Consider the following 21967-nt stretch of genomic DNA (forward strand, 5'->3'; position numbering starts at 1 on the left):
GTGTTCATCTTCATCGACCGGATGACCGTGACCGGTGACCTGGCGGACTACCAGCGGATCATCGGCCGGATCTCCGAGCATATGGCGGCCCAGCCCGGTTTCCGGACCCACCGGCTGTACCGGAACTCGAAGAACCCCCTCGAATACGTGGAAATCGCCGAATGGGAGAACGCGGACCTGCACAAGCGGGCCACCGGGCAGCCGGGATTCCGCGAGCCGCTCGGTGAGCTGCTGAAGCACGCCACCGTCGAATTCGCCACCTACGAACAGGTTTCCGGGCACGACGCCGCCGAGGTGACCCGGTGAGCGCGACGGCCCTGCCGCGTTCGGTGCGGCGCTTCCGGGAGCTGTTCCTGAGCGCCGCCTGCGCGGCCGCCGTCCGTGCGGCGGCCCGGCTCGGGCTCGCGGACGCCATCGGCGACGAAGCCGAGCCGGTGTCCACAGTGGCCGATCGGCTGGGCGTGGACACCGGGGCGCTGCGACGGCTGCTGCGAGCGCTGGCCAGCAACGGCATCTTCGCCGAGGCGCCGGACGACGGCTTCGTGCATACGGACATGTCGAAGCTGCTTCGCGAAGACGCGCCCCGCAGCCTGAAGTACAGCGCCCTCTGGGCGACCGAGCCGTGGACGTGGACGCTGTGGCCGCACCTCGACGAGGCCGTCCGCACCGGTGAACCGGTCTTCGAAGACTTGCACGGCAAGGACTTCTTCGGCTACCTCCACGCCGAAGCCCCGGAGTCGGCGGAGATCTTCGACCGCGCGATGACGCAGTCGAGCAGGCTTTCCGCGATCGCCATCGCGGACGAGCTGGACCTCTCCGGCGCCGAAGTGGTCGCCGACATCGCCGGTGGCCAGGGGCATGTCCTGGCGACGTTGCTCGAACGCCACCCCGGTCTCCGCGGTGTGCTGTTCGACCTGCCGGAGGTCGTCGCCAACGCCGATCCCCGCCTCGTCGGTGAGGGGCCGCTGGCGTCCCGGACCGCGCTCGTGCCCGGTGACTGCCGCCACGGCGTCGCCGCGGACGCGGATGTGTACGTGCTGAAGAACATCCTCGAATGGGATGACGAAAGCACCATCGCCACGCTGCGCGGGATCGCCGAGGGCCGTCCGGGAGCACGGGTGTTCGTCCTGGAGAACCTGCTCGACGGCAGCCCGGAACTGAAGTTCACCACGGCGATGGATCTGTTGCTGCTGCTGAACGTCGGCGGCCGCAAGCACACCAGGGACGGGCTCGCGGACCTCGTCCGGCGGTCGGGGCTGCGCCTCGACGAGGTGCGCCCGGTGAACTCCTATCTCCATCTGTTCACCTGCACCGTTCCGGAATAGCGGGCCGTGCCCGCCGGTCCCGAGGGGCCGGCGGGCACCTTGCCGAGAGGACGTCGTGTCCGACATCGCCTTCCTGTTGCCCGGCCAGGGCGCTCAGCACCAGGGCATGGCCGTGGAGCTGTACGGCGAGGAGCCCGTGTTCACCGCCGTGCTGGACGAACTGTTCGGCTTGCTCGGCGCCGAGGGCGCGGCCCTGCGCCGGGATTGGCTCAGCGCGGAACCGTCGGTACCGCTGGAAGACGCGTCGAGGGCGCAGCCGTTGTTGTTCGCCGTCGGATACGCGCTCGGCCGGACGCTGATCGCGCGCGGCGTCGTGCCGTCCGCGTTGCTGGGACACAGCATCGGCGAGTTGGCCGCGGCCGCGCTCGCGGGGGTCTTCGACCTGCCGCACGCGGCGCGGATCCTGTCCTGCCGGAGCCGCGTGCTGGGCGAGGTGCCCGCCGGAGGACTCCTCGCCGTCGCGGCCCGCCCCGAAGTCCTCACCCCGTACCTGACCGGTGAGGTCGTGATCGGCGCGTACAACGCTCCCGCGCAGACAGTGCTGGCCGGTCCGGCGGGGCCGCTCGCGGAGGTGGCCGTCCGGCTCGCCGGGGCGGGCCTGGTCCACCAGCGCGTCGCGGCCCGGCAACCGTTCCATTCCCCGGCCGTGGCCGAGGCGGCGACCCGGTTCGAAGCCGGGTTCACCGCCGCGGACCTGCGTCCGCCGTCGATCCCGGTGTATTCCACCAGAACGGCTTCGCCGGTGACCGCCGACGAGGCGGTGAGCCCGGAGTTCTGGGCCGGGCAGCTGGCCGCCCCGGTCCGCTTCCGGTCCGCTTTGGACAGTCTGCTCGACGGCGGCGCGCGGATCCTGCTGGACCTCGGTCCACGTGGGCTTTCCCTGCTGGCCCTGCGGCATCCGCGGGTCCGCGGCGGTGGTCACCGGGTGCTCGGCGCCCTGCCGACCACCGCCACCGGAACGCGCACCACCTGGACCGCACTCCTGGACTCCCTGGACTCGCTTGCCTCCCTGGACTGACCGCCTGGTACCGATCGTTTTGCGCGTGAAGGCCCCCTTCCCTCTTCTCAGCCGAGGGAAGGGGGCCTTCACGCGCAACAGGAGACGGTCAGGGCAGGTCGTCGCGCGTCACGAAGCGGGCCTTCACGCGCAGTTCGCCGTTCTCTCGCACCAGGATGTCCCGGCAGACGCAGGTCCGGCGCAACTGGGGATCCTTGCCCTGGAACGTCGAGAACACCAGCGCGTAGCACGTCGCCTGGAGGTTCCCGTCGGGCAGTTCCTCGACGTCCACCATCCCGTGCCAGTGCCGCCGCTGCTCGCCGGCGGCCTTCTGCTCGGCCGCGGCCTTGCTCATGGTCGCGATCAGTTCGGCACGGCCGCGCAGCGGTTCCGGCTCGCCGGGGCCGGTGAAGGTGCCGTCCTCGGTGAAGGTGGCCGCCCACTCCTCGGCGGCACCGGCGTCGAGCAGGTGCATGTGCCGCGCGTAGAACTGCTGGACCTCGACATACGGGCTCACGGTGTCTCCTCATCCTCGGTGTCCACCGAGGATCACCCGGCGGCTTCGATTCCCGTTCGCGCGCGAGGCGTCCATCCCTGCTGGACGTCTGCTCGAAGCCGGGCCGCGATCGTGGGCGTACCCAGCCGACGAGGAATGGAGACAGCAGTGCGGAAATCGATCGTCGAAGACCAGGTGATGGTGGCGGCTCCCGCCGAACTGGTCCGCCAGCTGATCTGTGACGTGACTTCCTGGCCACAGTGGTACCGACCGGCCGTGCACGCCGAATTCCTCGAACCCGACCTGATCCAGCACTGGATGCTCGTCGACGACCACAGCGTGCAGACCTGGCGTGAGCGGCGCCGTCTGTCCGACGACGGCACGCAGGTCATCGCGGTCCGCGAGGTCGGCGGCGCGCCGGACGTCACCACCTGGACCGTCGAGGAACAGCCGTACGGCAAGACGGCGCTGCGGGTCCGGGCGGAGGTCTCCGCCGGCAGCAGGGAAGCCGACGAGGCTCTCGCGGACGGGTGCCGCGAATTCCTGGACGCCGTCCGCGACCGGGCCGAGCGGGCGGAGGAACTGGACCGCCTGGTCATCTCCTTCGAGGACCCGCTTTTCGTCTCCGGTGGACTGGAGGACTGCTACGACTACCTGTTCGAGGCGGACAAGTGGCCGGAGCGCGTTCCGCACGTGCTCGCCCTCGATCTGGAGCAGCCCTCGCCGACGGTCCAGTTCTTCGACATGGACACGCGCTCCGCGGACGGTTCGGAGCACACCACCCGTTCGGTCCGGATCTGCCTGAGCGGCAACAAGATCGTCTACAAGCAGATCAAGCCGCCCGCCACGATGGACGCGCACACCGGCCACTGGACGTTCACCGAGACGCCGGAAGGGATCCTGCTCGGCGCGCGGCACACCTGCACCATCAGGCCGGAGGGCCTGCATCTCCTGGGGGAGGGCACCACCGTCGAAGGCGCCCGCCGGTACCTGCGGAAGGTGCTGAGCGCCAATAGCATGGGCAACCTCCGCCTGACCAAGGAGTACGCCGAGGAGCGCGCCAAATGACCGGGGGAACGCTCGAACCCCGCACGGACGAGGTGCTCGCCGGCGCGGCCGTCTACAGCCGGAAGCCCATCCTCGCCGCGTATGACCTGTGGGTGCTCGGATTCGTGTGCTCGCGGGTGTGGCGCTGCCCGAGTACCCAGATGAAACGGCTGTACGACCGCAACGTCGACGGGCGGCACCTCGACCTCGGTCCCGGCACCGGGTACTTCCTCGACAAGGCTCGGTTCCCGGTCCCGGATCCGTCGATCGTGTTGCTGGACCTCAACGAAGACGCCCTGCGCCGCACCGGTGCGCGGCTGGCGCGGTACCGCCCCGAGGCCTACCGGCGTGACGTGTTCGAACCGCTCGACCTCGGCGAGGCGCGCTTCGGTTCGGTGGGCCTGAACTTCCTGCTGCACTGCCTGCCCGGTTCGATGGCGCACAAGGCGACGGTGTTCGACCAGGTGCTGCCCTACGTCGAACCCGGCGGCCGGATCTTCGGCAGCACCGTGCTCGCGCGCGGCGTCGAGCACGGCAAGCTGGCGCCGAAGGCGCTGGAATCGCTCAACGGCGACGGCGTGATGAACAACCTCGAAGACTCCTTCGAGGAACTGGACGCTCAGCTGGCCGCGCGGTTCTCGCGCTATCGCTTGTGGGCACAGGGTTCGGTGGGGTTGTTCGAGGTGACGGTGCTCTGACCGAGGTCAGGGTTCGAGTGTGGAGGATTTGGGACGTTCAACGTCCCAAATCCTCCACACTCGGGGTGTGCAACGACGAAGAGGTGCCCGACCTGCAAAATGCCGACTTCGCCGGGACCCGACCTTGGAAGTCCGTGAAGGACTCCTTCCCCACTCGGGTTGTGCCAGGTTCTGGGGTGCATGTCCCCGATCCTCTGTTGATCAAGCTTCACAAACCGGCGTGCCCCGCGCCCATGAAGGAATTGGGACACTCAACGTCCCAATTCCTTCACCGACGGCTGGACCATGACGAAGAGGTGCCCGACCTGCAAAATGCCGACTTCGCCGGGACCCGACCTTCACGGACCGGCTTCGCGAGCCCCGTCAGGCAACGTCCTGGTCCGGCGGCTTCGCGACGGCGACGTCGGCGCGGAGCCCGGCGATCAAGCGGGAGAGCCCGTATTCGAACGAGGCGGCCGGATCCTCGTCGTGGTCGTCCTCGGCGCGCTGCTGTTCGTCGATCGCGCAGCCGAGGGTGTACCGGCTGATGGCGAGAATCGCGTGCGTCGCGTCTTCTTCGGTGAAACCGGCTGCCAGCAACGGTTCGATCAGCGGCGTCATCGCCGAACGCTCGGTGGGGCGGGAGCCGGCGTGCAGGCGCGCGCCGTCCCGGTAGGACAGCAGGGTGCGGCGGATGGTGCGGGCGCGCCGGGTCAGCCACGCGGCCCAGTCGCCCGCCGCGGGATCGCCCAGCGGCGCGAGTTCGTCGTCCAGCATGGTTTCGGCCATCTGGTCGAGCAGTGCCTGCTTGCTCTTGAAGTGCGTGTAGAGCGCGGGGCCACGCACGCCGAGCTTTTCCCCGAGCTTGCGCAGGCTCAAGCCGTCGAGCCCGACCTCGTCGAGGAGTTCGAGCGCGGCTCGAACGTAGCCATCCCGTCTCACGACCATGCGCACACTTTCGCCCGTCCGCTGTGGACTTGACAACTCGACCGAATCTTATCACTGTTAAGATCTTAACGCCGATAAGATTGGCTGGTGGGATGATCGGGTGTCCCGGGGACGAGCGCATCACTCCCGCCCTGTGGGGGATGGCGGCGATCCTGACCCTCGGCGGATTCCTGTCGATGTTCACGTCGACGGTCGTCAACGTCGCGCTCGGCACGATCGCGGCGGAGTTCCACGCACCGCTCGGGACAGCTCAGTGGATCGCCACCGGTTACCTGCTCGCGCTCGCCGCGATGGTGCCGGTCAGCGGCTGGGCGAGTCGCCGGTTCGGGGCGACCAGGCTCTGGCTGGGCTGCGTCGGCCTGTTCGCGCTGTTCTCGGGGCTCTGCGCGGCGGCGACGTCGATCGAGGCGCTCATCGTTTTCCGTGTCCTGCAAGGCGCCGCGGGCGGGCTGCTGGTCCCGGCGGGGCAGATCCTGTTCGCGGTGGCGGCGGGGCCGAAGCGGCTCGGCCGGATGATGACCGTGCTGAGCATCCCGATCTATCTCGCGCCGGTGCTCGGCACGCTGTCCGGCAGCCTGCTCGCCGAAGGACTCGGCGTGCCGGCGCTGTTCCTGGTGAACGTGCCGATCTCGGTGCTCAGCCTGCTGCTGGGCCGGAAATGGCTGCCGAGGGAAAGCCCGGAAGCGGCGCGGTCGCTGGACCTGCGCGGTCTGCTCCTCACCGTGTCCGGCCTGCCGTTACTCGTCTACGGCGTCGCCGAACCCGCCCCGCTCCCGGCGATCGCCGGTGCGATCCTGCTCGCCGTCTTCGCCGTCACCGCGCTGCGCTCGCGGGCCCCGTTGCTCGATCTGGGCCTGTTCCGCGACGGCGCCTTCGCCGCGGCCGCCGCCGTGATCTTCTGCATGGGGATCGCGGTGTTCGGCGCGATGATCGTCCTGCCGCTCTACTACCTCGACGTCCGGCACGAAAGCCTCGTCGCCACCGGCCTCCTGACCGCGCCGCTGGCACTCGGAACCGTGGTGGCGCTGCCCCTCGCGGGCAGGCTGACCGACCGGATCGGTGGCGCGCGGGTGATCTTCGCCGGGCTGATCGTCACGATCGCAGGCACGGTGCCGTTGGCGCTGCTCACCGGGTCCGATGGCTACGGATGGCTCTCGGCCGTGCAGATCGTCCGGGGCTGCGGCATCGGGCTGACCACGACCCCGGCCCTCGCCGCCGGGCTGATCCTGGTGGCCAAGGAACGGATTTCGCACGCCATGCCGATCTTCGCCATGCTGCAACGGATCGGTGCGTCCTTCGGGACGTCCATCCTGACCGCGGTCGTCTCCGCGCGGCTCGCCGCCGCCCCGGGCAGCGCGGAGGCCATCGCGGACACCCACTGGTGGATCGTCGGGGTGACCGCGATCGTGCTGATCCCGTCGTGGATCCTCGTCCGCGCGGAGTCCCGGCGCCGGATGTCCAAAATGGACTGAAGGTGGGCCGGTGGGTTTGTTCCCGTCCGGACGCCGACGGCGGTCCCGGATGTCCGGTGCGCGTCCCGGCCGTGGCCTTCGGGACACCGCGTGCGGAACGCCGTAGGCTCAGCTGAATGAGCACGGCATCCACCACGGAGCATCCGATGGTCGAAACCCGGCACCAGACCCAGTTGCTCACCTTGCTGCGGGACGAGGGCCCGATGTCCCGGGTCGAACTGGGGGAGCGGCTGGAGCTGCCGCGTGCCCGGGTGGGTGCGGAGGTCACGCGCCTCGCCGAGGTCGGCCTCGTCGAGACGGCGGGTCCGTCGGCGAGCCGGGGCGGCAGGCGTTCGACGCTGGTGCGGCTGGCGGGAGACCTGCGCGTGCTCTCCGTCGACGTCGGCGCGACGTCGGTCGGGGTCGCCCTCACCGACGCTTCGTGCGAGGTGCTGGTGCACACCGTCGAGGACTGCGACGTCCGGAAAGGGCCGCACGCCGTCCTCAAACGGGTCGTGGAGCTGGCGGAGAAGATCCGCGAAGAGGTGCCGGGCAGGCTGATCGCCGCCGGGATCGGCCTGCCTGGACCGGTGAGCTTCGCCGAAGGTATGGCGGTCGCCCCGCCGATAATGCCCGGCTGGGACCGGTTCTCCGTGCGCGACCATCTCGGCGGGCTGCTGCGCTGCCCGGTCACCGTCGACAACGACGTGAACTCGATGGCCCTCGGGGAACGGCACGCCGGGGTCGCCCGCTCCATCGACGACCTGGTGTTCGTCAAGATCGGGACCGGTATCGGCTGCGGGATCGTGCTCGGCGGCAAGGTGTACCGCGGGGTCGCGGGTACCGCGGGCGACATCGGGCACATCCGCCTCGACGACTACGGCCCGACCTGCGCCTGCGGCGAGACGGGCTGTCTCGAGGCGTACTTCGGCGGCGCCGCGCTGGCCCGCGACGGGCTGACGCTGGCGCGCAGCGGCCGGTCGGCGTACCTCGCCGACGTCGTCGCGGACCGCGGCGCGATCACCGCCCAGGACGTCGGCCGCGCGGCGGCGTCGGGCGACTTCGGCGCGGTGAACCTGATCCGCGACGGCGGACGGCGGCTCGGTCAGGTGGTCGCCTCGCTGGTGAGTTTCGTGAACCCGGGCATGGTCGTGATCGGCGGTGGCGTGGCGCAGCTCGGCCATCAGCTGCTCGCCGAGATCCGCAGCTCGGTCTACCGGCGGTCGCTGCCGCTGGCGACCGGGAACCTGCCGATCGTGCTGTCCGAACTCGGCGACACCGCCGGTGTCATCGGCGCGGCCTGGTCGGCCACGGACCGCGCGTTCACGTTGAGTAGCTGAGGCGGTGGAACTTCGTTGCGCCGCATCGGAATCACCGGGCACTCGAATCTGTCCACGACCACCGTGCCGTTGATCGCCGATGCTCTTCACCGGACAACGCGGCCGACTTCGACGAGCTGCTCGCTCGGGCGGTGGTCGTCGACACCCTGCCGTTCCCGGAGTCCGGCCGCGAGGCCTGCATGGCGGCCAGCGAACGGGTGCTGGACGGGATCGAGGCCCTGATCGCGGTCTGGGACCGGGGGTCCCTCCGGCGGTCATGGCGGGACCGCCGACGTCGTCGAGGCGGCGCGTGCGCGTGGTCTGCCGGTGACGATCGTGTGGCCCGACGGCGCCTTTCGCGAGTGACACCGCGAGACCATCGGGGCGGCTGGTCGACTACGGACCGGGTTTCACCCTGTGTAGCTGTTGCCCCGGTTCGCGGGCGGCAGGTGCCTCCCGGCCGCACTGTGTGACGGACCCGAGGGCGCCCTTCACCGCACGTTGGGCACTCAACTGATTCCGATTAGTAACGTCAAGATCGTACAGACTTTTGCTCGAAAAGTACGAAAGTCTGTACCGATCCGAACGGCTATTCGGGTGACGGCGGGCATTTCTGTCTTATTGTCACCTTGACGAGTGACAGCAGTCACCCTACTTTCGCTGGCTAAGTAACAAAGTTTGTTACGGCCGATTCGTAAGTGAGGGCAGTGTGGCCGCGACGGAATCCGGGCAGCTCGACCCGGTCAGCCCACGCACGGCGAACCTCGCCGCGCTCCTGCGGGCGCTGCGCGCGGGGCCGCTGTCGCGTACCCAGCTCGCCGCGCGGTGCGGGCTCACCAAGGGGGCCGTCTCCGGGCTGATCGCCGAGCTGTCCGAGCGCGGTCTCGTCCGCTCCGCCGGACTCAAGGCAGGCGCCAACGGCAGGCCGAGCCAGCTGGTCGAGCTGAACGGCGCGAGCGCGTACGGGCTCGCGTTGAGCGTCGAGGCCGACCGCTTCGCCGCCGTCGTCACGAACCTCGACGGCCGTGTCGTCGCCGAACGGTCGGAGGCCGCGGACGTCGCCGCGCTCGGCCTCCACCGCAGCATGGACGAACTCGCCTTCCTCGCCGGTCAGGTGCTGCGCGACGACCAGCCGGTCGGGGTCACGGTCTCCGTGCCGGGCCTGGTCGACTCGGCCGCCGCCGTGTTGCGGTTCGCCCCGACGCTGCGCTGGCGCGACGCCGAGATCGCCGACCTGCTGGCCGCCCGGCTCGGCCTCGCGGCCGACGCCATCGGGGTCGACAACGAGGCCAACCTCGGCGCGGTCGGCGAGTCGGTCGCGGGCGCCGGGCGCGGGGTCCGGGAACTCTTCTACCTCAGCGGCGGGATGGGCGTCGGGGGCGGGCTCGTCTCCGGTGGCGCGATCCTGCGCGGTGCCAGGGGTTTCGCCGGCGAGGTCGGGCATATCACCGTCGACCAGTCCGGCGAGCAGTGCCAGTGCGGCCGGATCGGCTGCCTGGAGACCAAGGCCGGGCTCAACGCCGTGGTGCGGGGCGCCGCCTCGCCGGGAGACCCGCTGCACGACCCCGCGCTCGGCGTCGACGGCCGGGTCGGGCTGCTCAAACATCGCGTGCAGCGCGGTGACCAGCGCGCGGTCGCGGCGGTCGCGGAACTCGGGGTCGCGCTCGGCATCGCGGTGTCCACTGTGGTCGATGTCCTCGACCCGGACGTCGTCGTGCTCGGCGGGTACTTCGCCGAGCTGGGCGAGTGGCTGGTCGAGCCGGTGCGCCGCGAACTGTCCGCGCGGCCGCTCGGCCACGAGCCCTCCTGCCGCGTCGAGCCGTCCCCGCTGGGCACCACCGCGGCGCTGCGCGGAGCCGCGCACCTTGCCACCGAACGGCTTTTCGCCGATCCGACCCTCGTCCCATTCGTCGATTCTTCGGAGAACACAGCGGAGGCGCCGGCATGACCTTGCTCTCGGTCCGGGGGATCGTGAAGACCTTCCCGGGGGTCCGCGCGCTCGACGGGGTCGACTTCGACGTCGAACCCGGTGAGGTGCACTGCCTGCTCGGCCAGAACGGCGCGGGCAAGTCCACGCTGATCAAGACGCTCGCCGGGGCGCACCGTCCCGACGGCGGCGAGATCTTCTGGCAGGGCGAGCCGGTCACGCTGCCCTCGCCGGTCGCCGCGCTGAAGCTCGGCATCGCCACCATGTATCAGGAACTCGACCTGGTGCCGGGACTTTCCGTGGCGGACAACATCTTCCTCGGCCGCGAACGCGCGTCGTTCGGCTTCACGCGGATCAGTGAATCCCGCGCCATGGCCGCGAAACTGATGGCCCGGCTCGGGCATCCCGAGATCGCGCCGTCGACCGAGGTCGGCAAGCTCTCCGCCGCCGGGCAGCAGCTGGTCTCGATGGCGCGGGCGCTCGCCTACGACGCCAAGCTGCTGGTGATGGACGAGCCCACCGCGGCGCTGGCCGGGGAAGAGGTCGACAACCTGTTCCGCATCGTCGGCGAACTGACCGCCGAGGGGGTCGCGATCGTCTACATCTCCCACCGGCTCGAAGAACTGCGCCGGATCGGCCACCGCGTCACCGTGCTCAAGGACGGCAAGACCGTCTCCACCGGCCTCGACGCCAAGGAGACGCCGACCTCGGACCTCGTCACGCTGATGGCGGGCCGCAAGGTCGAGACCGTGTTCGGCCCGCGTCACCAGGAACACGTGGACCCGGACACCGAGGTGCTCAAGGTGGAGAACCTGACCACCGCCGGTGAATTCGAGAACGTGAGTTTCACCGTGCACGCCGGTGAGGTCGTCGGCATCGCGGGCCTGGTCGGTTCGGGCCGCAGCGAACTGCTGGAGACGATCTTCGGCGCGCGCAAACAGGACGCGGGCTCGGTCTCGGTCGACGGGAAGACCGTCCGGGCGGGCAGTGTGTCCGCGGCGGTCAAGGCCGGAATCGGGCTGGCCCCGGAGGAACGCAAGAGCCAGGGCCTGCTGCTGGACCTTCCCGTGGTGCACAACGTGACCCTGGCCAGCCTCACCAGATACGCGACGTTCGGCTTCACCGAGCGGTCGAGGGAACTGGAAGACGCCGGGGAAAGCCTGCGGCGTCTCGATCTCCGGCCCGCCGATCCGCGGCGGATCATCCGCACGCTGTCCGGCGGCAACCAGCAGAAGGCGGTGCTCGCGCGCTGGCTGGTCCGCGGCTGCCGGGTGCTGCTGCTGGACGAGCCGACCCGCGGGGTCGACGTCGGCGCGCGGGCGGAGCTGTACCGGCTCATCGCCGAACTGGCCGCGACCGGGGTCGCGATCGTGCTGGTCAGCAGCGAGATCCCCGAAGTACTCGGACTGTCCGACCGGGTGCTGGTGCTGCGTGAAGGACATGTCCTGGCTGAAAAGCCGTCCGCGGAGCTGACAGAGGCGGAAGTGCTCGACGTGATTCTCGAGGGGAGTGCGGCGTGACTGACCAAGCCGAGTCGGTGCGTACGGGAAACGCCGTGGAACCCGTGCCACCCAAGGAAAAACGGAAGACCCTGGCGCTCGACACCCGGCTGCTGGGACTGACCGGTGTGCTGGTGATCCTGTGCGTCATCGGCCAGGTGACCCGGCCGGACCAGTTCTTCACCGACGGCAACATCTCGACGATCCTCCGGCTGGCCGCGGCCATCGGCGTGGTCAGCGTCGGGATGACGTTCGTGATCATCGCCGGCGGCATCGACCTCTCGGTCGGGTCGATCGTGGCGCTCTCCAGCGTCTGGCTGACCACACTGGCCACGCAGTCCTACGGCCCGTTCGTGATGATCCTTTGTGGACTCCTGGTCGGCCTCGGCTGCGGTCTGGTCAACGGCATCCTGGTGTCCTACGGGAAGATCGTGCCGTTCATCGCGACACTGGCGATGTACGTCTCGGCCCGCGGGCTCGCGGAACGCATCAGCGGCCGCCGTACGCAGGTGGTGGCGGAGGCGGGCTTCCTCGACTTCTTCCGCGGTGACCTGCTCGGCATCCCGGTGCTGATCTGGATGTTCGCGCTGGTGTTCGCCATCGGCTGGGTGCTGCTGAACCGCACCACGTTCGGCCGCCGCACCTTCGCGGTCGGCGGCAACGCCGAGGCGTCGAGGCTGGCGGGGATCAACGTCAAGCGGCACACCGCACTCGTCTACGGCGTCGCCGGACTGTGCTGCGGTATCGCCGCGCTGATGGTCGTCGCCCGCACCACCGCGGGCGCCTCGACCAACGGCATGCTCTACGAACTCGACGCCATCGCGGCGGTCGTCATCGGCGGCACCCTGCTCACCGGTGGCCGCGGCTCGCTCATCGGCACCCTGATCGGCGTGCTGATCTTCACCGTGCTGTCCAACATCTTCACGCTCAACAACCTGGACACCGACATCCAGAACATCGCCAAGGGCGTGATCATCGTGCTGGCCGCGCTACTGCAGTTCCGCTCCGTCAAGAAGACAAAGACGAGTACTTGATCACCGTGGATGGAGAATCGTCATGACCGAACAATCCCTGCATCGCCGCCGCTTCCTGCTGGGAGGCGCGGCCGTCGGAGCGGGTGCGCTGCTGACCGCGTGCACCTCGAACGAGGCGCCGGCGCAGAACAACGCGGCCAACGTCGCCAACGCCGGGGCGAACTCGCAGCCCGGGAACCCCGTCACCATCGGGTTCTCGGCGCCCGCGGCCGACCACGGCTGGATGGCGGCCATCACCAAGAACGCCCGCGCTCAGGCGCAGAAGTTCAGTGAGGTCACGCTCAACGCGACCGAGGGCACCAACGACGTCAACCAGCAGATCTCCCAGGTGGAGACGCTGATCAACGCCAAGGTCAACGTGCTGGTGATCCTGCCGTTCGACGGCAAGGCGCTCACCGCCGTCGGCCAGCAGGCGATGGACGCCGGGATCCAGGTGATCAACCTCGACCGCGTCTTCGACACCCCGCTCGCGTACCGCACCTGGATCGGCGGCGACAACTACCGGATGGGCGTCAACGCCGGGAACTACATCGCCAAGCAGATGAAGGCGAAGAACATCGCGAGCCCGGTCATCGGCGAGGTCGCGGGCATCGACTCGCTGCCGCTGACCCAGGAACGCAGCAAGGGGTTCAAGGACGCCTTGGCACGGCAGGGTTTCGCGGTCGGCCCTCGGGTTTCGGCGCAGTTCACGCCGGAGTCGGGTGAGCAGCAGACCTCGAACCTGCTGCAGTCCGCGCCCAAACTGGACGCGCTCTGGAACCACGACGACGACCAGGGTGTCGGCGTGATCGCGGCGATCAACAACGCCAACCGCAAGAACTTCCTGATGGTCGGCGGCGCGGGTTCGAAGAACGCGATGAACCTGATCAAGTCCGACGCCGAGCCGCTGAAGGCGACGGTGCTCTACAGCCCGTCGATGGCGTCGAGCGCGATCTCGCTCGCCCGGCTGCTCGGCCAGAACAAGGGCGCGGGCGATTTCGCCGAGCACGAGATCCCGTCCGAGATCACCACGTACTCCGCGGTGGTCACCAAGGAGAACGTCGACCAGTACATGGACGTCGGCTTCGACTCCTGATCCAGCAATCCCGACACACGCAGGCGGACCTAGGAGGGGCATGAGCACGGCAAAGGAAACCATCGGGATCGGCATGGTGGGTCACTCGTTCATGGGTGCGGTGCATTCGCAGGCATGGCGCAGTGTGCACCGGTTCTTCAGCCCACCGCTGATCCCGAGACTCGCCGTGCTCGGCGGCCGTGACGAAGGACGGGCCAAGGCGGCGGCGGAGCGGTTCGGCTGGGAGGACGTCGAGACGGACTGGCGCGCGCTGATCGCCCGCGACGACGTCGACCTGGTCGACATCTGCACGCCGGGTGACAGCCACGCCGAGATCGCGATCGCCGCGCTCGAAGCCGGAAAGCATGTGCTGTGCGAGAAACCGCTGGCCAACAGCCTCGCCGAAGCCGAGGCGATGGCGGAGGCGGCGGCGAAGGCACGCGCCAACGGCGTCCGGTCGATGGTGGCGTTCAACTACCGCCGGGTGCCCGCGCTCGCGCACGCCAGGACGCTGGTCGCGAGCGGGGCGCTCGGCGAGATCCGCCACGTGCGGTCGATGTACCTGCAGGACTGGCTGTCGGATCCGGAGTCGCCGATGACTTGGCGGCTGAACAAGGACAAGGCGGGTTCCGGCGCGCTGGGCGATCTCGGCGCGCACATCGTCGACGCCGCCCAGTTCGTCACCGGCGAGACCATCACCGGGGTCTCCGCCTTGACCAACACCTTCGTCTCCGAACGGCCCGACGGCCAGGGCGGTACGGGACAGGTCACGGTCGACGACGCCGCGCTGTTCCTCGGCCGGTTCTCCGGCGGGGCGGTGGCGAGTTTCGAGGCGACCCGGTACGCGCTGGGCCGCAAGAACTCGATGCGGCTGGAGATCAACGGATCGAAGGCGAGCCTCGCGTTCGACTTCGAGTCGATGAACGAACTGTCCTTTTTCGACGGTGGCGGTCCCGTCACCGAGGCTGGGTTCCGCCGGATCCTGGTCACCGAACCCGAGCACCCCTACGTCGGGGTGTGGTGGCCGCCGGGACACCTGCTCGGCTACGAACACACCTTCACCCACGAGGTCGCCGACCTGCTGGCCGCGATCGGTGAGGGCGCGGATCCCGAACCGTCCTTCGAGGACGGGTTGAGGGTTCAGATGGTCCTCGACGCGGTCGAGCGCAGTGCCGCGGAAGAGGCCCGATGGACCACTGTGCCCGGCGTCACCACGAGGGGAAGTAACTGAGTAGTAGATCCCGCCGAAAGTCGCATGGACATACCTCACTGCGACTAGGTTCGATCCGAAACGTCCGACCATCCGAGGAAGTAAATCGTGGACGTTCCGGATCTTGGAAAGGTGGAGAAATGCCTGCTCACGAGCGCACAGGCATCTGGCTGATCGGTGCGAGGGGGTCGGTCGCCACGACCGCCGCGGTAGGGCTGCTCGCCCTGCGCGCGGGAGTCACGGACGGTGGTGGCTGCGTCACCGAACTGCCCGCGTTCGCCGGGGTTCCGTTGCCGGGCTGGGACGAACTGGTCCTTGGCGGGCACGACATCGCGCACACCCCGCTGGAGAAGCGCGCCGAACAGCTGGCGCACGCCGGCGTGTTCGGGCACTCGGTGTTCTCGGCGGTCCGGTCCGGACTGGCCGAAGTGGACGCCGAGATCCGCGACGGTTACCACCCGGCGACGCATACCGGTGCCCAGGCCGACGCCGCCGCCCGGCTCGGCGCGGACATCCGAGCTTTCGCGGACCGGCACGACCTCGCGCGGGTCGTGGTGGTCAACGTGTCCTCCACCGAGGCCCCGTGTCCCCACCTTCCCGAACACGACGACCTCGACGCTCTCGAAGCCGCGCTCGCGGATCCGGCGAGGGCGGTCCTGCCGTCCAGCTCGCTGGCGGCCTACGCGGCGCTGAAGGCGGGAAGCCCGTACGTCGAGTTCACGCCGTCCGCCGGGGTCACCCTGCCCGCGTTGCGGCAGCTCGCCGAGCGGGAAGGCCTGCCGTACGCGGGATGCGACGGCAAGACCGGGGAAACGCTGCTCCGCACCGTCCTCGCGCCGATGTTCAGCGCGCGGGCGCTGAAGGTCCGCTCCTGGGCGGGCACCAACCTGCTCGGCGGCGGCGACGGCGAGACCCTCGCCGACCCGGTGACCGCGAACAGCAAACTGGAATCGAAGGCGCGCGGGCTCGCGGCACTCCTCGGCGAGGAGGTCACCGCGCCGCTGCACATCGACAACGTGCCCGACCTCGGCGAGATCAAGACCGCGTGGGATCACGTGTCGTTCGAGGGTTTCCTCGGCGCGCGCATGAGCCTGCAGTTCACCTGGACCGGCTACGACTCCGCGCTCGCGGCGCCGCTGATCCTCGACCTCGCGAGGCTCGTCACCGCCGCGCACGCCGCCGGGCAGAGCGGCGCGCTGACCGAACTCGGCTTCTTCTTCAAGGATCCGCTGGGCAGCGACGAACACCGCTTCGCCGAGCAGACCGCCCGCCTGATCGCGTGGGCGGAGGCTCTGTGAAGGCCGCCGCTGTGAATTCATACGTGGAACTCGTCCGCGCCCCCGCCGCGCTGACGGTGCTCGGTGACACGGTCGCCGGGTCCGCCGCCGCGGGGCTCAAGATGACCGGGCGACGGCTGCTGCTGCCGCTGTCCTCGGTCGCCTTCTACTGGGCCGGGATGGCCCTCAACGACTGGGCGGACCGGAAGCTCGACGCCGTGGAGCGTCCCGAGCGGCCGATCCCGTCCGGGCGGGTGAGTGCCGGCGCGGCGCTCACCACCGGCGCCGCGCTGACCGCGACCGGGCTCGGCCTGGCCGCGCTCGGCGGCGGCCGTCAGGCGATGCGCATCGCGGTCCCGCTGGCGGCCGCGGTGTGGGCCTACGACACCGTGCTCAAACCGACCCCGGCCGGACCGGTGGCGATGGCGGCCTGCCGCACGCTCGACGTCCTGCTGGGCGCGGGCCTTGAAACTCGCCGTGCTCTTACTGCCGCGGCCGCCGTCGGCGTGCACACGCTCGGCGTCACGGCGCTCTCCACCGGCGAAGTGCACGGCGCGAATCCGGCGACGGCCCGTGCCGCGCTGGCCACCAGCTGCGCGGCGACAACGTTGGCATTGACCGGACCCGCACGTGGGGGCTGGTATCGCGCGGCCTCGATGGCGGCCGGTTCGGGCTACGCGGGCCTGGTCGGCCGGGCGCAGGCGGACGCCGTCCGCGACCCGTCGGCGAAGTCCGTGCGGTCGGCGACCAAGAACGGCATCCACGGCATGGTCCCGCTCCAGGCGGCGGTCACGGCCAAGGGCTCGGTACTGGGGGCCGCGCTGATCGCGGCCGCGCTGCCGATCGCCCGCAAGCTGTCGAGGAAGGTGAGCCCCACATGACGTTCTCCTTGGGATACGGCACCAACGGCTTCTCCAACCACCGTCTCGACGACGCGCTCGCGGTGATCGCCGACCTCGGCTACACCGGGGTGGCGCTGACCCTGGACCATGACCATCTCGATCCGTTCGCCGACGATCTGGCGCGGCAGGTCGACCACGTGGCGTCCCGGCTTTCGGCGCTCGGCCTGAACTGGGTCGTCGTCGAGACCGGCGCGCGCTACCTGCTCGACCCGTGGCGCAAGCACTCGCCGACCCTGCTGTCGGACGACCCCGCACTCCGGATCGACTTCCTCGCGCGGGCCCTGCGGATCGCCGGGGACCTCGGCGCGGACTGTGTCTCGTTCTGGTCCGGTGTGTCTACTGTGGACACAGAGGTCGCTTGGTCGCGGTTGCGTGAAGGGGTCGCGGCGGTCCTGGAGCACGCCGCACGGCTGAACGTGCGGCTGGCCATGGAACCCGAGCCCGGGCACCTCGTGCAGCATCTGAGCCAGGTCCTGGACCTGCGCAAGGAACTGGGCGACCCGGAGCTGTTCGGGGTCACGCTCGACGTCGGGCACTGCGTCGCCGTCGAGCCGGTCAACGCGGCCGAATGCGTCCGCCTCGCCGGTCCGCTGCTGTGGAACGTGCAGTTGGACGACATGCTGCCGAGGGTCCACGAGCATCTGGAGTTCGGCGACGGGCACCTGGATCTGCCCGGCACGCTCGCCGCGCTGGCGGAGATCGGCTACACCGGGCTGGCCGCGGTCGAACTGCCGCGGCACAGCCACGCCGCGCCGGACACCGCGCGCCGGGCTTTCGAAGCGCTCACCGCGGCGATGCCGCAGACGTGGTCGGCCAAGGCGGAACGCCGGATCCGGGAGAAGCCGTCGGCGATCGGCTCGCTCTTCCCGGCCGTCGGCCGCGAGGTCGGCCGTGAAGCGCTGAAGCCGGAGAGCGATCCGCAGGGGCTGGTCCACGGCACCGTGGACGACCGGGCGCGCGTCCGGCTCGTGGCGGTGCTGGCCGAAGTCCTCGACGACGCGGCGCTGGCCGCCGAGCTGCGGGATCTCTACCGCTACGGCGACGACGCCGAGCGGCGAGGAGTGCTCCGCGCGCTCAACGAGCTGGACTCCCCGGACGCCGAAGTCACCGATACCGGGATCCTGCTGGTCGAAGACGCCTTGCGCGCCAACGACATCCGCCTGGTCGCCGCCGCGATGGGCGGCTTCGCCGCGCGGTTCCTCGACGACCACACCTGGCGGCACGGTGTCCTGAAATGCGTTTTCGTCGGCGTCCCGCTCGCCGCCGTCGCGGATCTCGAAACCCGCGCGGACGACGAGCTGAGGCGCATGCTCGCCGACTTCGCCGACGAACGCAGGGCGGCCGGACGTGACGTTCCCGCCGACGCCCTCGAACTCCTCAAGGAGAACTAGCAGTGCGTATCTTCGATCCCCACATCCACATGTCCTCCCGGACCACCGACGACTACGAAGCCATGTACGCGGCCGGTGTCCGCGCGCTCGTCGAACCGGCGTTCTGGCTGGGCCAGCCGCGCACCAGCGTCGGCTCGTACACCGACTACTTCGACGCCCTCATCGGCTGGGAACGGTTCCGCGCCGCGCAGTTCGGCATCCGCCACCACTGCACGATCGCGCTGAACCCCAAGGAGGCCAACGACCCCCGCTGCCGCGAAGTGCTCGACGTCCTGCCGAGGTACCTCGCCAAGGACGGCGTCGTCGCGGTCGGCGAGGTCGGCTACGACTCGATGACCAAGGAAGAGGACGAGGTCTTCTCGCGGCAGCTGGCGCTGGCGCTGGAGCACGACCTCCCGGTCCTGGTGCACACGCCGCACCGCGACAAACTGGAGGGCACCAAGCGCACGCTCGACGTCGTCCGTGAGGCCGGGATCGCGCCGGAGCGCGTGGTCGTCGACCACCTCAACGAGGTCACCGTCAAGCTGGTCAAGGATTCCGGCGCCTGGATGGGGTTCTCCATCTACCCGGACACCAAGATGGACGAGCACCGGATGGTCGAGATCCTGCGCCAGTACGGGCTGGACAACATGATCGTCAACTCGGCCGCCGACTGGGGTCGCTCGGATCCGTTGAAGACCGCCAAAACCGGGCAGGCGATGCTCGACGGCGGCTTCACCGAGGCAGACGTCGACAAGGTGCTGTGGCAGAACCCTGTCGAGTTCTACGGGCAGAGCGGGCGGCTCACCCTCGACCCGCTGCCCGGGTTCACCGGCGAGGCGGCGACCTTCGAGGGCAACTCGGTTCTGCGAGGTGCCCGCAAATGATCTCCTACTGCACGAACGTCCATCCCGCCGAGGACGTCGACGGCATCGTCGCGCAGCTGGAGCGGTACGCGCTCCCGGTGCGTGAGCGGCTGGGCGTCGACCGGCTCGGCGTCGGGCTGTGGCTCTCCGCGCCGGTCGCGCGCGGGCTCGCCGAAGACGCCGGGGCGCGCAAGCGGTTCCGTGCCGAACTCGACGCCCGCGGGCTGTCGGTGTACACGCTGAACGCGTTCCCGTACGGCGGATTCCACGACGACGTCGTCAAGCACGCGGTTTACCGTCCTGAGTGGACTCATCCGGACCGCGTCGCCTACACGATCGACTGCGTGAACGTGCTCGCCGACCTGCTCGTCGAGGACGCTTCGTACGGCAGCATCTCCACACTGCCGCTCGCCTGGCGTGAACCGTGGGCCGAGCAGGACGACCGACGCGCCACCGAGGCCTTCGCCGAGGTCGTCCGCGCGATCGGTGACCGGCCGATCAAGCTGGCCGTCGAGCCGGAACCCGGTTGTGTGCTCGACACCGTCGCCGACGCGCTCGCCTGGTTGTCCGGCCGCGTCGACCCGGAGTACGTCGGACTGTGCCTGGACACCTGCCACCTCGCGGTGTCGTTCGCCGACCCGGCGGAGACCCTCAAGGCGATCGTCGAGTCCGATGTGGACATCGTCAAGGTGCAGGCTTCCGCCGCGCTGCACGTGGAAAACCCCGCCGAAGCCCGTGAGGTGTTGGCCGCGTTCGCCGAACCGCGGTACCTGCACCAGGTCCGGGAGCTTTCGGGCGGCGTCGTGCACAAGGCCGACGACCTGCCCGAGGTGTGGACGGAGTTGCCGGGGGAGGGGCCGTGGCGCGTGCACTTCCACATGCCGCTGCACCAGGCCCCGGCCGCGCCGCTGTCCACCACGACCGACGTCCTGCGCACCGTCGCCGCCGGGTTGCCCGGCGAACCGCATATCGAGGTCGAGACCTACACCTGGAGTGTCCTGCCGGACGCCGGTGACCTGGTCGGCGGGATCGCCGCCGAACTCGAGTGGGCACAGGCGAACCTCGTCAAGGAAGGGGTGTCCGCGTGAAACCCTTGGTCGTCATCGACGTCGTCGGGTTGACCCCGAAGGCGTTGCGGGACATGCCGAACCTGTCCGCCGTCGGCCGCGACGGCTGGCAGGCCGAACTGGGCACGGTGCTGCCCGCCGTCACCTGCAGCGCGCAGTCGACCTTCCTCACCGGGCTCATGCCCGCGCAGCACGGGATCGTCGGCAACGGCTGGTACTTCCGCGATCTCGGCGAGATCTTCCTGTGGCGCCAGCACAACCGGCTCGTCGGCGGGGAGAAGCTGTGGGAGACCGCGCGGGCGGCGCACCCCGGCTACACGTCGGCGAACGTGTGCTGGTGGTACGCGATGGGGATGAGCACCGACGTCACGGTGACCCCGCGGCCGATCTACCACGCCGACGGCCGCAAGTCGCCGGACGCCTACGTGCGGCCGCCGGAACTGCACGATCAGCTGACCGGCGCGCTGGGGGAGTTCCCGCTCTTCCAGTACTGGGGCCCGACGGCGTCGCTCAAATCGAGCAAGTGGGTCATCGGCGCGTCGCGGCAGATCCTGCGCGAGAAGCGTCCCGACCTGTTGCTGACCTACGTCCCGCACCTCGACTACGACCTGCAGCGCTTCGGCCCCGACGCGCCTCAGGCGGCATTGGCGGCGCGGGAGCTGGACAACGCGCTGGCGCCGCTGCTCGACGACGCCCGCAACGCCGGGGCGACCGTGGTCGCGCTCAGCGAGTACGGGATCACCAACGTGCACCGGCCGGTCGACATCAACCGGGCACTGCGGCGCGAGGGTCTGCTGGAGGTCTACACGCAGGCGGGTATGGAGTACCTCGACCCGTGGGCGTCGCGGGCGTTCGCCGTCGCCGACCACCAGGTCGCGCACGTCTACGTCCGTGACGAGTCCGATGTGGAGCGAGTGCGCTCCATCGTCGGCGAACTGACCGGCGTCGACGAGGTCCTCGACCGCGAGGCGCAGGCCCGCTACGGGCTTGACCACGAACGCGCCGGCGAACTCGTCGCGGTCGCCGAGCCGGACTCGTGGTTCACGTACTACTACTGGCTCGACGACGCGCGGAAGCCCGACTTCGCGCGCGGCGTGGAGATCCACCGCAAGCCGGGCTACGACCCCGCCGAGCTGTTCTTCGACCCGGAGGACAAGTTCGCCAAGGCACGGGCCGGGCTCAACCTGGCGAAGAAGTTCGCCGGACTGCGCTACGCGATGGACGTCGTCCCGACCGATCCGCGCTGGGTGCGTGGTTCCCACGGACGGCTCCCGGATTCCACAGAGGACGGTCCGGTGCTGCTGTGCAGTGACCCGGCCTTCCAGCCCTCCGGTCGTATGGGGGCGACCGACGTCCACCCGTTGCTGTTGGCACTGCAGGGATTGAAGTGACAGTGGGGCGTCGGTGAAGGTGGTCGTGAGTGGTAAGTGACGTTCTAACGACACTTACCACTCACGACCACCCCGACCCACTCCCACCCGCCACCTCCCCTACCCGCCCT

20 protein-coding genes are annotated in these 21967 nt (G+C 69.7%); 18 read left to right on the plus strand and 2 right to left on the minus strand.

All coding sequences use genetic code 11. The features are described from left to right. The 3 genes from L324_RS15775 to L324_RS15785 are packed head-to-tail and all read left to right on the plus strand — an operon-like array spanning position 1 to position 2343. Complete coding sequence (locus tag L324_RS15775; protein WP_051173920.1) at positions 1-306, plus strand: antibiotic biosynthesis monooxygenase family protein; 306 nt, start codon at positions 1-3, stop codon at positions 304-306. Further along, entirely contained in the window at positions 303-1325 is a 1023-nt protein-coding gene (locus L324_RS15780; protein WP_037308031.1) for a methyltransferase, read from the plus strand. The genes L324_RS15775 and L324_RS15780 overlap by 4 nt, the downstream gene beginning before the upstream one ends. 55 nt (positions 1326-1380) lie before the next feature. Beyond that, a complete protein-coding gene (locus L324_RS15785; protein WP_051173921.1) occupies positions 1381-2343 on the plus strand; it encodes an acyltransferase domain-containing protein in 963 nt (320 codons plus the stop codon). 88 nt (positions 2344-2431) lie between these two features. On the opposite strand, the gene L324_RS15790 is transcribed toward L324_RS15785, so the two are convergent. Continuing rightward, positions 2432-2839: a nuclear transport factor 2 family protein gene (locus L324_RS15790; protein WP_037308033.1), complete on the minus strand. Its 408-nt coding sequence runs from the start codon at positions 2837-2839 to the stop codon at positions 2432-2434. A gap of 147 nt (positions 2840-2986) precedes the next feature. Here L324_RS15790 and L324_RS15795 point away from each other — a divergent pair, with 147 nt between their 5' ends. Both L324_RS15795 and L324_RS15800 read left to right on the plus strand, forming a co-directional pair. Beyond that, complete coding sequence (locus L324_RS15795; RefSeq protein WP_051173922.1) at positions 2987-3886, plus strand: SRPBCC family protein; 900 nt, start codon at positions 2987-2989, stop codon at positions 3884-3886. Continuing rightward, positions 3883-4563: a class I SAM-dependent methyltransferase gene (locus L324_RS15800; RefSeq protein WP_201769660.1), complete on the plus strand. Its 681-nt coding sequence runs from the start codon at positions 3883-3885 to the stop codon at positions 4561-4563. Before L324_RS15795 ends, L324_RS15800 begins: the two co-directional genes overlap by 4 nt. Positions 4564-4926: 363 nt before the next feature. Here L324_RS15800 and L324_RS15805 read toward each other — a convergent pair whose 3' ends face one another. Continuing rightward, positions 4927-5490 (minus strand): TetR/AcrR family transcriptional regulator C-terminal domain-containing protein, encoded by a 564-nt coding sequence (locus L324_RS15805; RefSeq protein WP_037308039.1) that lies wholly within the window; start codon positions 5488-5490, stop codon positions 4927-4929. 92 nt (positions 5491-5582) lie between these two features. Here L324_RS15805 and L324_RS15810 point away from each other — a divergent pair, with 92 nt between their 5' ends. The 13 genes from L324_RS15810 (at position 5583) to L324_RS15870 (ending at position 21857) form a co-directional block, all read left to right on the plus strand. Continuing rightward, on the plus strand, positions 5583-6962 hold the full coding sequence (locus L324_RS15810) for a DHA2 family efflux MFS transporter permease subunit (RefSeq protein WP_037308042.1): 1380 nt from the start codon (positions 5583-5585) through the stop codon (positions 6960-6962). 116 nt (positions 6963-7078) lie between these two features. Then, complete coding sequence (locus L324_RS15815) at positions 7079-8281, plus strand: ROK family transcriptional regulator (protein WP_037308045.1); 1203 nt, start codon at positions 7079-7081, stop codon at positions 8279-8281. Positions 8282-8969: 688 nt separating this feature from the next. Next, positions 8970-10208, plus strand: a complete 1239-nt coding sequence (locus tag L324_RS15820) for an ROK family transcriptional regulator (protein WP_037308048.1) — start codon at positions 8970-8972, stop codon at positions 10206-10208. Further along, a complete protein-coding gene (locus tag L324_RS15825; RefSeq protein ID WP_037308051.1) occupies positions 10205-11707 on the plus strand; it encodes a sugar ABC transporter ATP-binding protein in 1503 nt (500 codons plus the stop codon). Before L324_RS15820 ends, L324_RS15825 begins: the two co-directional genes overlap by 4 nt. A 35-nt stretch (positions 11708-11742) precedes the next feature. Further along, positions 11743-12720: an ABC transporter permease gene (locus L324_RS15830; RefSeq protein WP_235783546.1), complete on the plus strand. Its 978-nt coding sequence runs from the start codon at positions 11743-11745 to the stop codon at positions 12718-12720. A gap of 22 nt (positions 12721-12742) precedes the next feature. After that, positions 12743-13795: a substrate-binding domain-containing protein gene (locus L324_RS15835; RefSeq protein WP_037308054.1), complete on the plus strand. Its 1053-nt coding sequence runs from the start codon at positions 12743-12745 to the stop codon at positions 13793-13795. 40 nt (positions 13796-13835) lie between these two features. Next, positions 13836-15005, plus strand: a complete 1170-nt coding sequence (locus L324_RS15840) for a Gfo/Idh/MocA family protein (protein WP_037308057.1) — start codon at positions 13836-13838, stop codon at positions 15003-15005. Positions 15006-15124: 119 nt separating this feature from the next. After that, complete coding sequence (locus tag L324_RS15845; protein WP_037308060.1) at positions 15125-16282, plus strand: inositol-3-phosphate synthase; 1158 nt, start codon at positions 15125-15127, stop codon at positions 16280-16282. Positions 16283-16293: 11 nt separating this feature from the next. Beyond that, on the plus strand, positions 16294-17142 hold the full coding sequence (locus tag L324_RS15850; RefSeq protein ID WP_037308147.1) for an SCO3242 family prenyltransferase: 849 nt from the start codon (positions 16294-16296) through the stop codon (positions 17140-17142). After that, a complete protein-coding gene (locus L324_RS15855) occupies positions 17139-18554 on the plus strand; it encodes an EboA domain-containing protein (protein ID WP_037308063.1) in 1416 nt (471 codons plus the stop codon). The genes L324_RS15850 and L324_RS15855 overlap by 4 nt, the downstream gene beginning before the upstream one ends. A 2-nt stretch (positions 18555-18556) precedes the next feature. Continuing rightward, a complete protein-coding gene (locus tag L324_RS15860) occupies positions 18557-19420 on the plus strand; it encodes a TatD family hydrolase (RefSeq protein ID WP_037308066.1) in 864 nt (287 codons plus the stop codon). Then, a complete protein-coding gene (eboE, locus tag L324_RS15865) occupies positions 19417-20487 on the plus strand; it encodes a metabolite traffic protein EboE (protein WP_037308069.1) in 1071 nt (356 codons plus the stop codon). Before L324_RS15860 ends, eboE begins: the two co-directional genes overlap by 4 nt. Then, complete coding sequence (locus L324_RS15870; RefSeq protein WP_037308072.1) at positions 20484-21857, plus strand: alkaline phosphatase family protein; 1374 nt, start codon at positions 20484-20486, stop codon at positions 21855-21857. Before eboE ends, L324_RS15870 begins: the two co-directional genes overlap by 4 nt. Positions 21858-21967: the final 110 nt, after the last annotated feature.

The sequence above is a fragment of the Amycolatopsis orientalis DSM 40040 = KCTC 9412 genome (assembly GCF_000478275.1).
GTDB classification, from domain to species: Bacteria; Actinomycetota; Actinomycetes; order Mycobacteriales; family Pseudonocardiaceae; genus Amycolatopsis; species Amycolatopsis orientalis.

What these genes read in the sequence shown, in the direction of transcription:
- L324_RS15815 (WP_037308045.1), top strand. Translation starts at nt 7,079, where the DNA reads ATGAGCACGGCATCCACCACGGAGCATCCGATGGTCGAAACCCGGCAC.
- L324_RS15855 (WP_037308063.1), top strand. Translation starts at nt 17,139, where the DNA reads ATGACGTTCTCCTTGGGATACGGCACCAACGGCTTCTCCAACCACCGT.
- L324_RS15840 (WP_037308057.1), top strand. Translation starts at nt 13,836, where the DNA reads ATGAGCACGGCAAAGGAAACCATCGGGATCGGCATGGTGGGTCACTCG.
- L324_RS15800 (WP_201769660.1), top strand. Translation starts at nt 3,883, where the DNA reads ATGACCGGGGGAACGCTCGAACCCCGCACGGACGAGGTGCTCGCCGGC.
- L324_RS15835 (WP_037308054.1), top strand. Translation starts at nt 12,743, where the DNA reads ATGACCGAACAATCCCTGCATCGCCGCCGCTTCCTGCTGGGAGGCGCG.
- L324_RS15825 (WP_037308051.1), top strand. Translation starts at nt 10,205, where the DNA reads ATGACCTTGCTCTCGGTCCGGGGGATCGTGAAGACCTTCCCGGGGGTC.
- L324_RS15845 (WP_037308060.1), top strand. Translation starts at nt 15,125, where the DNA reads ATGCCTGCTCACGAGCGCACAGGCATCTGGCTGATCGGTGCGAGGGGG.
- L324_RS15805 (WP_037308039.1), bottom strand. Translation starts at nt 5,490, where the DNA reads ATGGTCGTGAGACGGGATGGCTACGTTCGAGCCGCGCTCGAACTCCTC.
- eboE (WP_037308069.1), top strand. Translation starts at nt 19,417, where the DNA reads ATGATCTCCTACTGCACGAACGTCCATCCCGCCGAGGACGTCGACGGC.
- L324_RS15810 (WP_037308042.1), top strand. Translation starts at nt 5,583, where the DNA reads ATGATCGGGTGTCCCGGGGACGAGCGCATCACTCCCGCCCTGTGGGGG.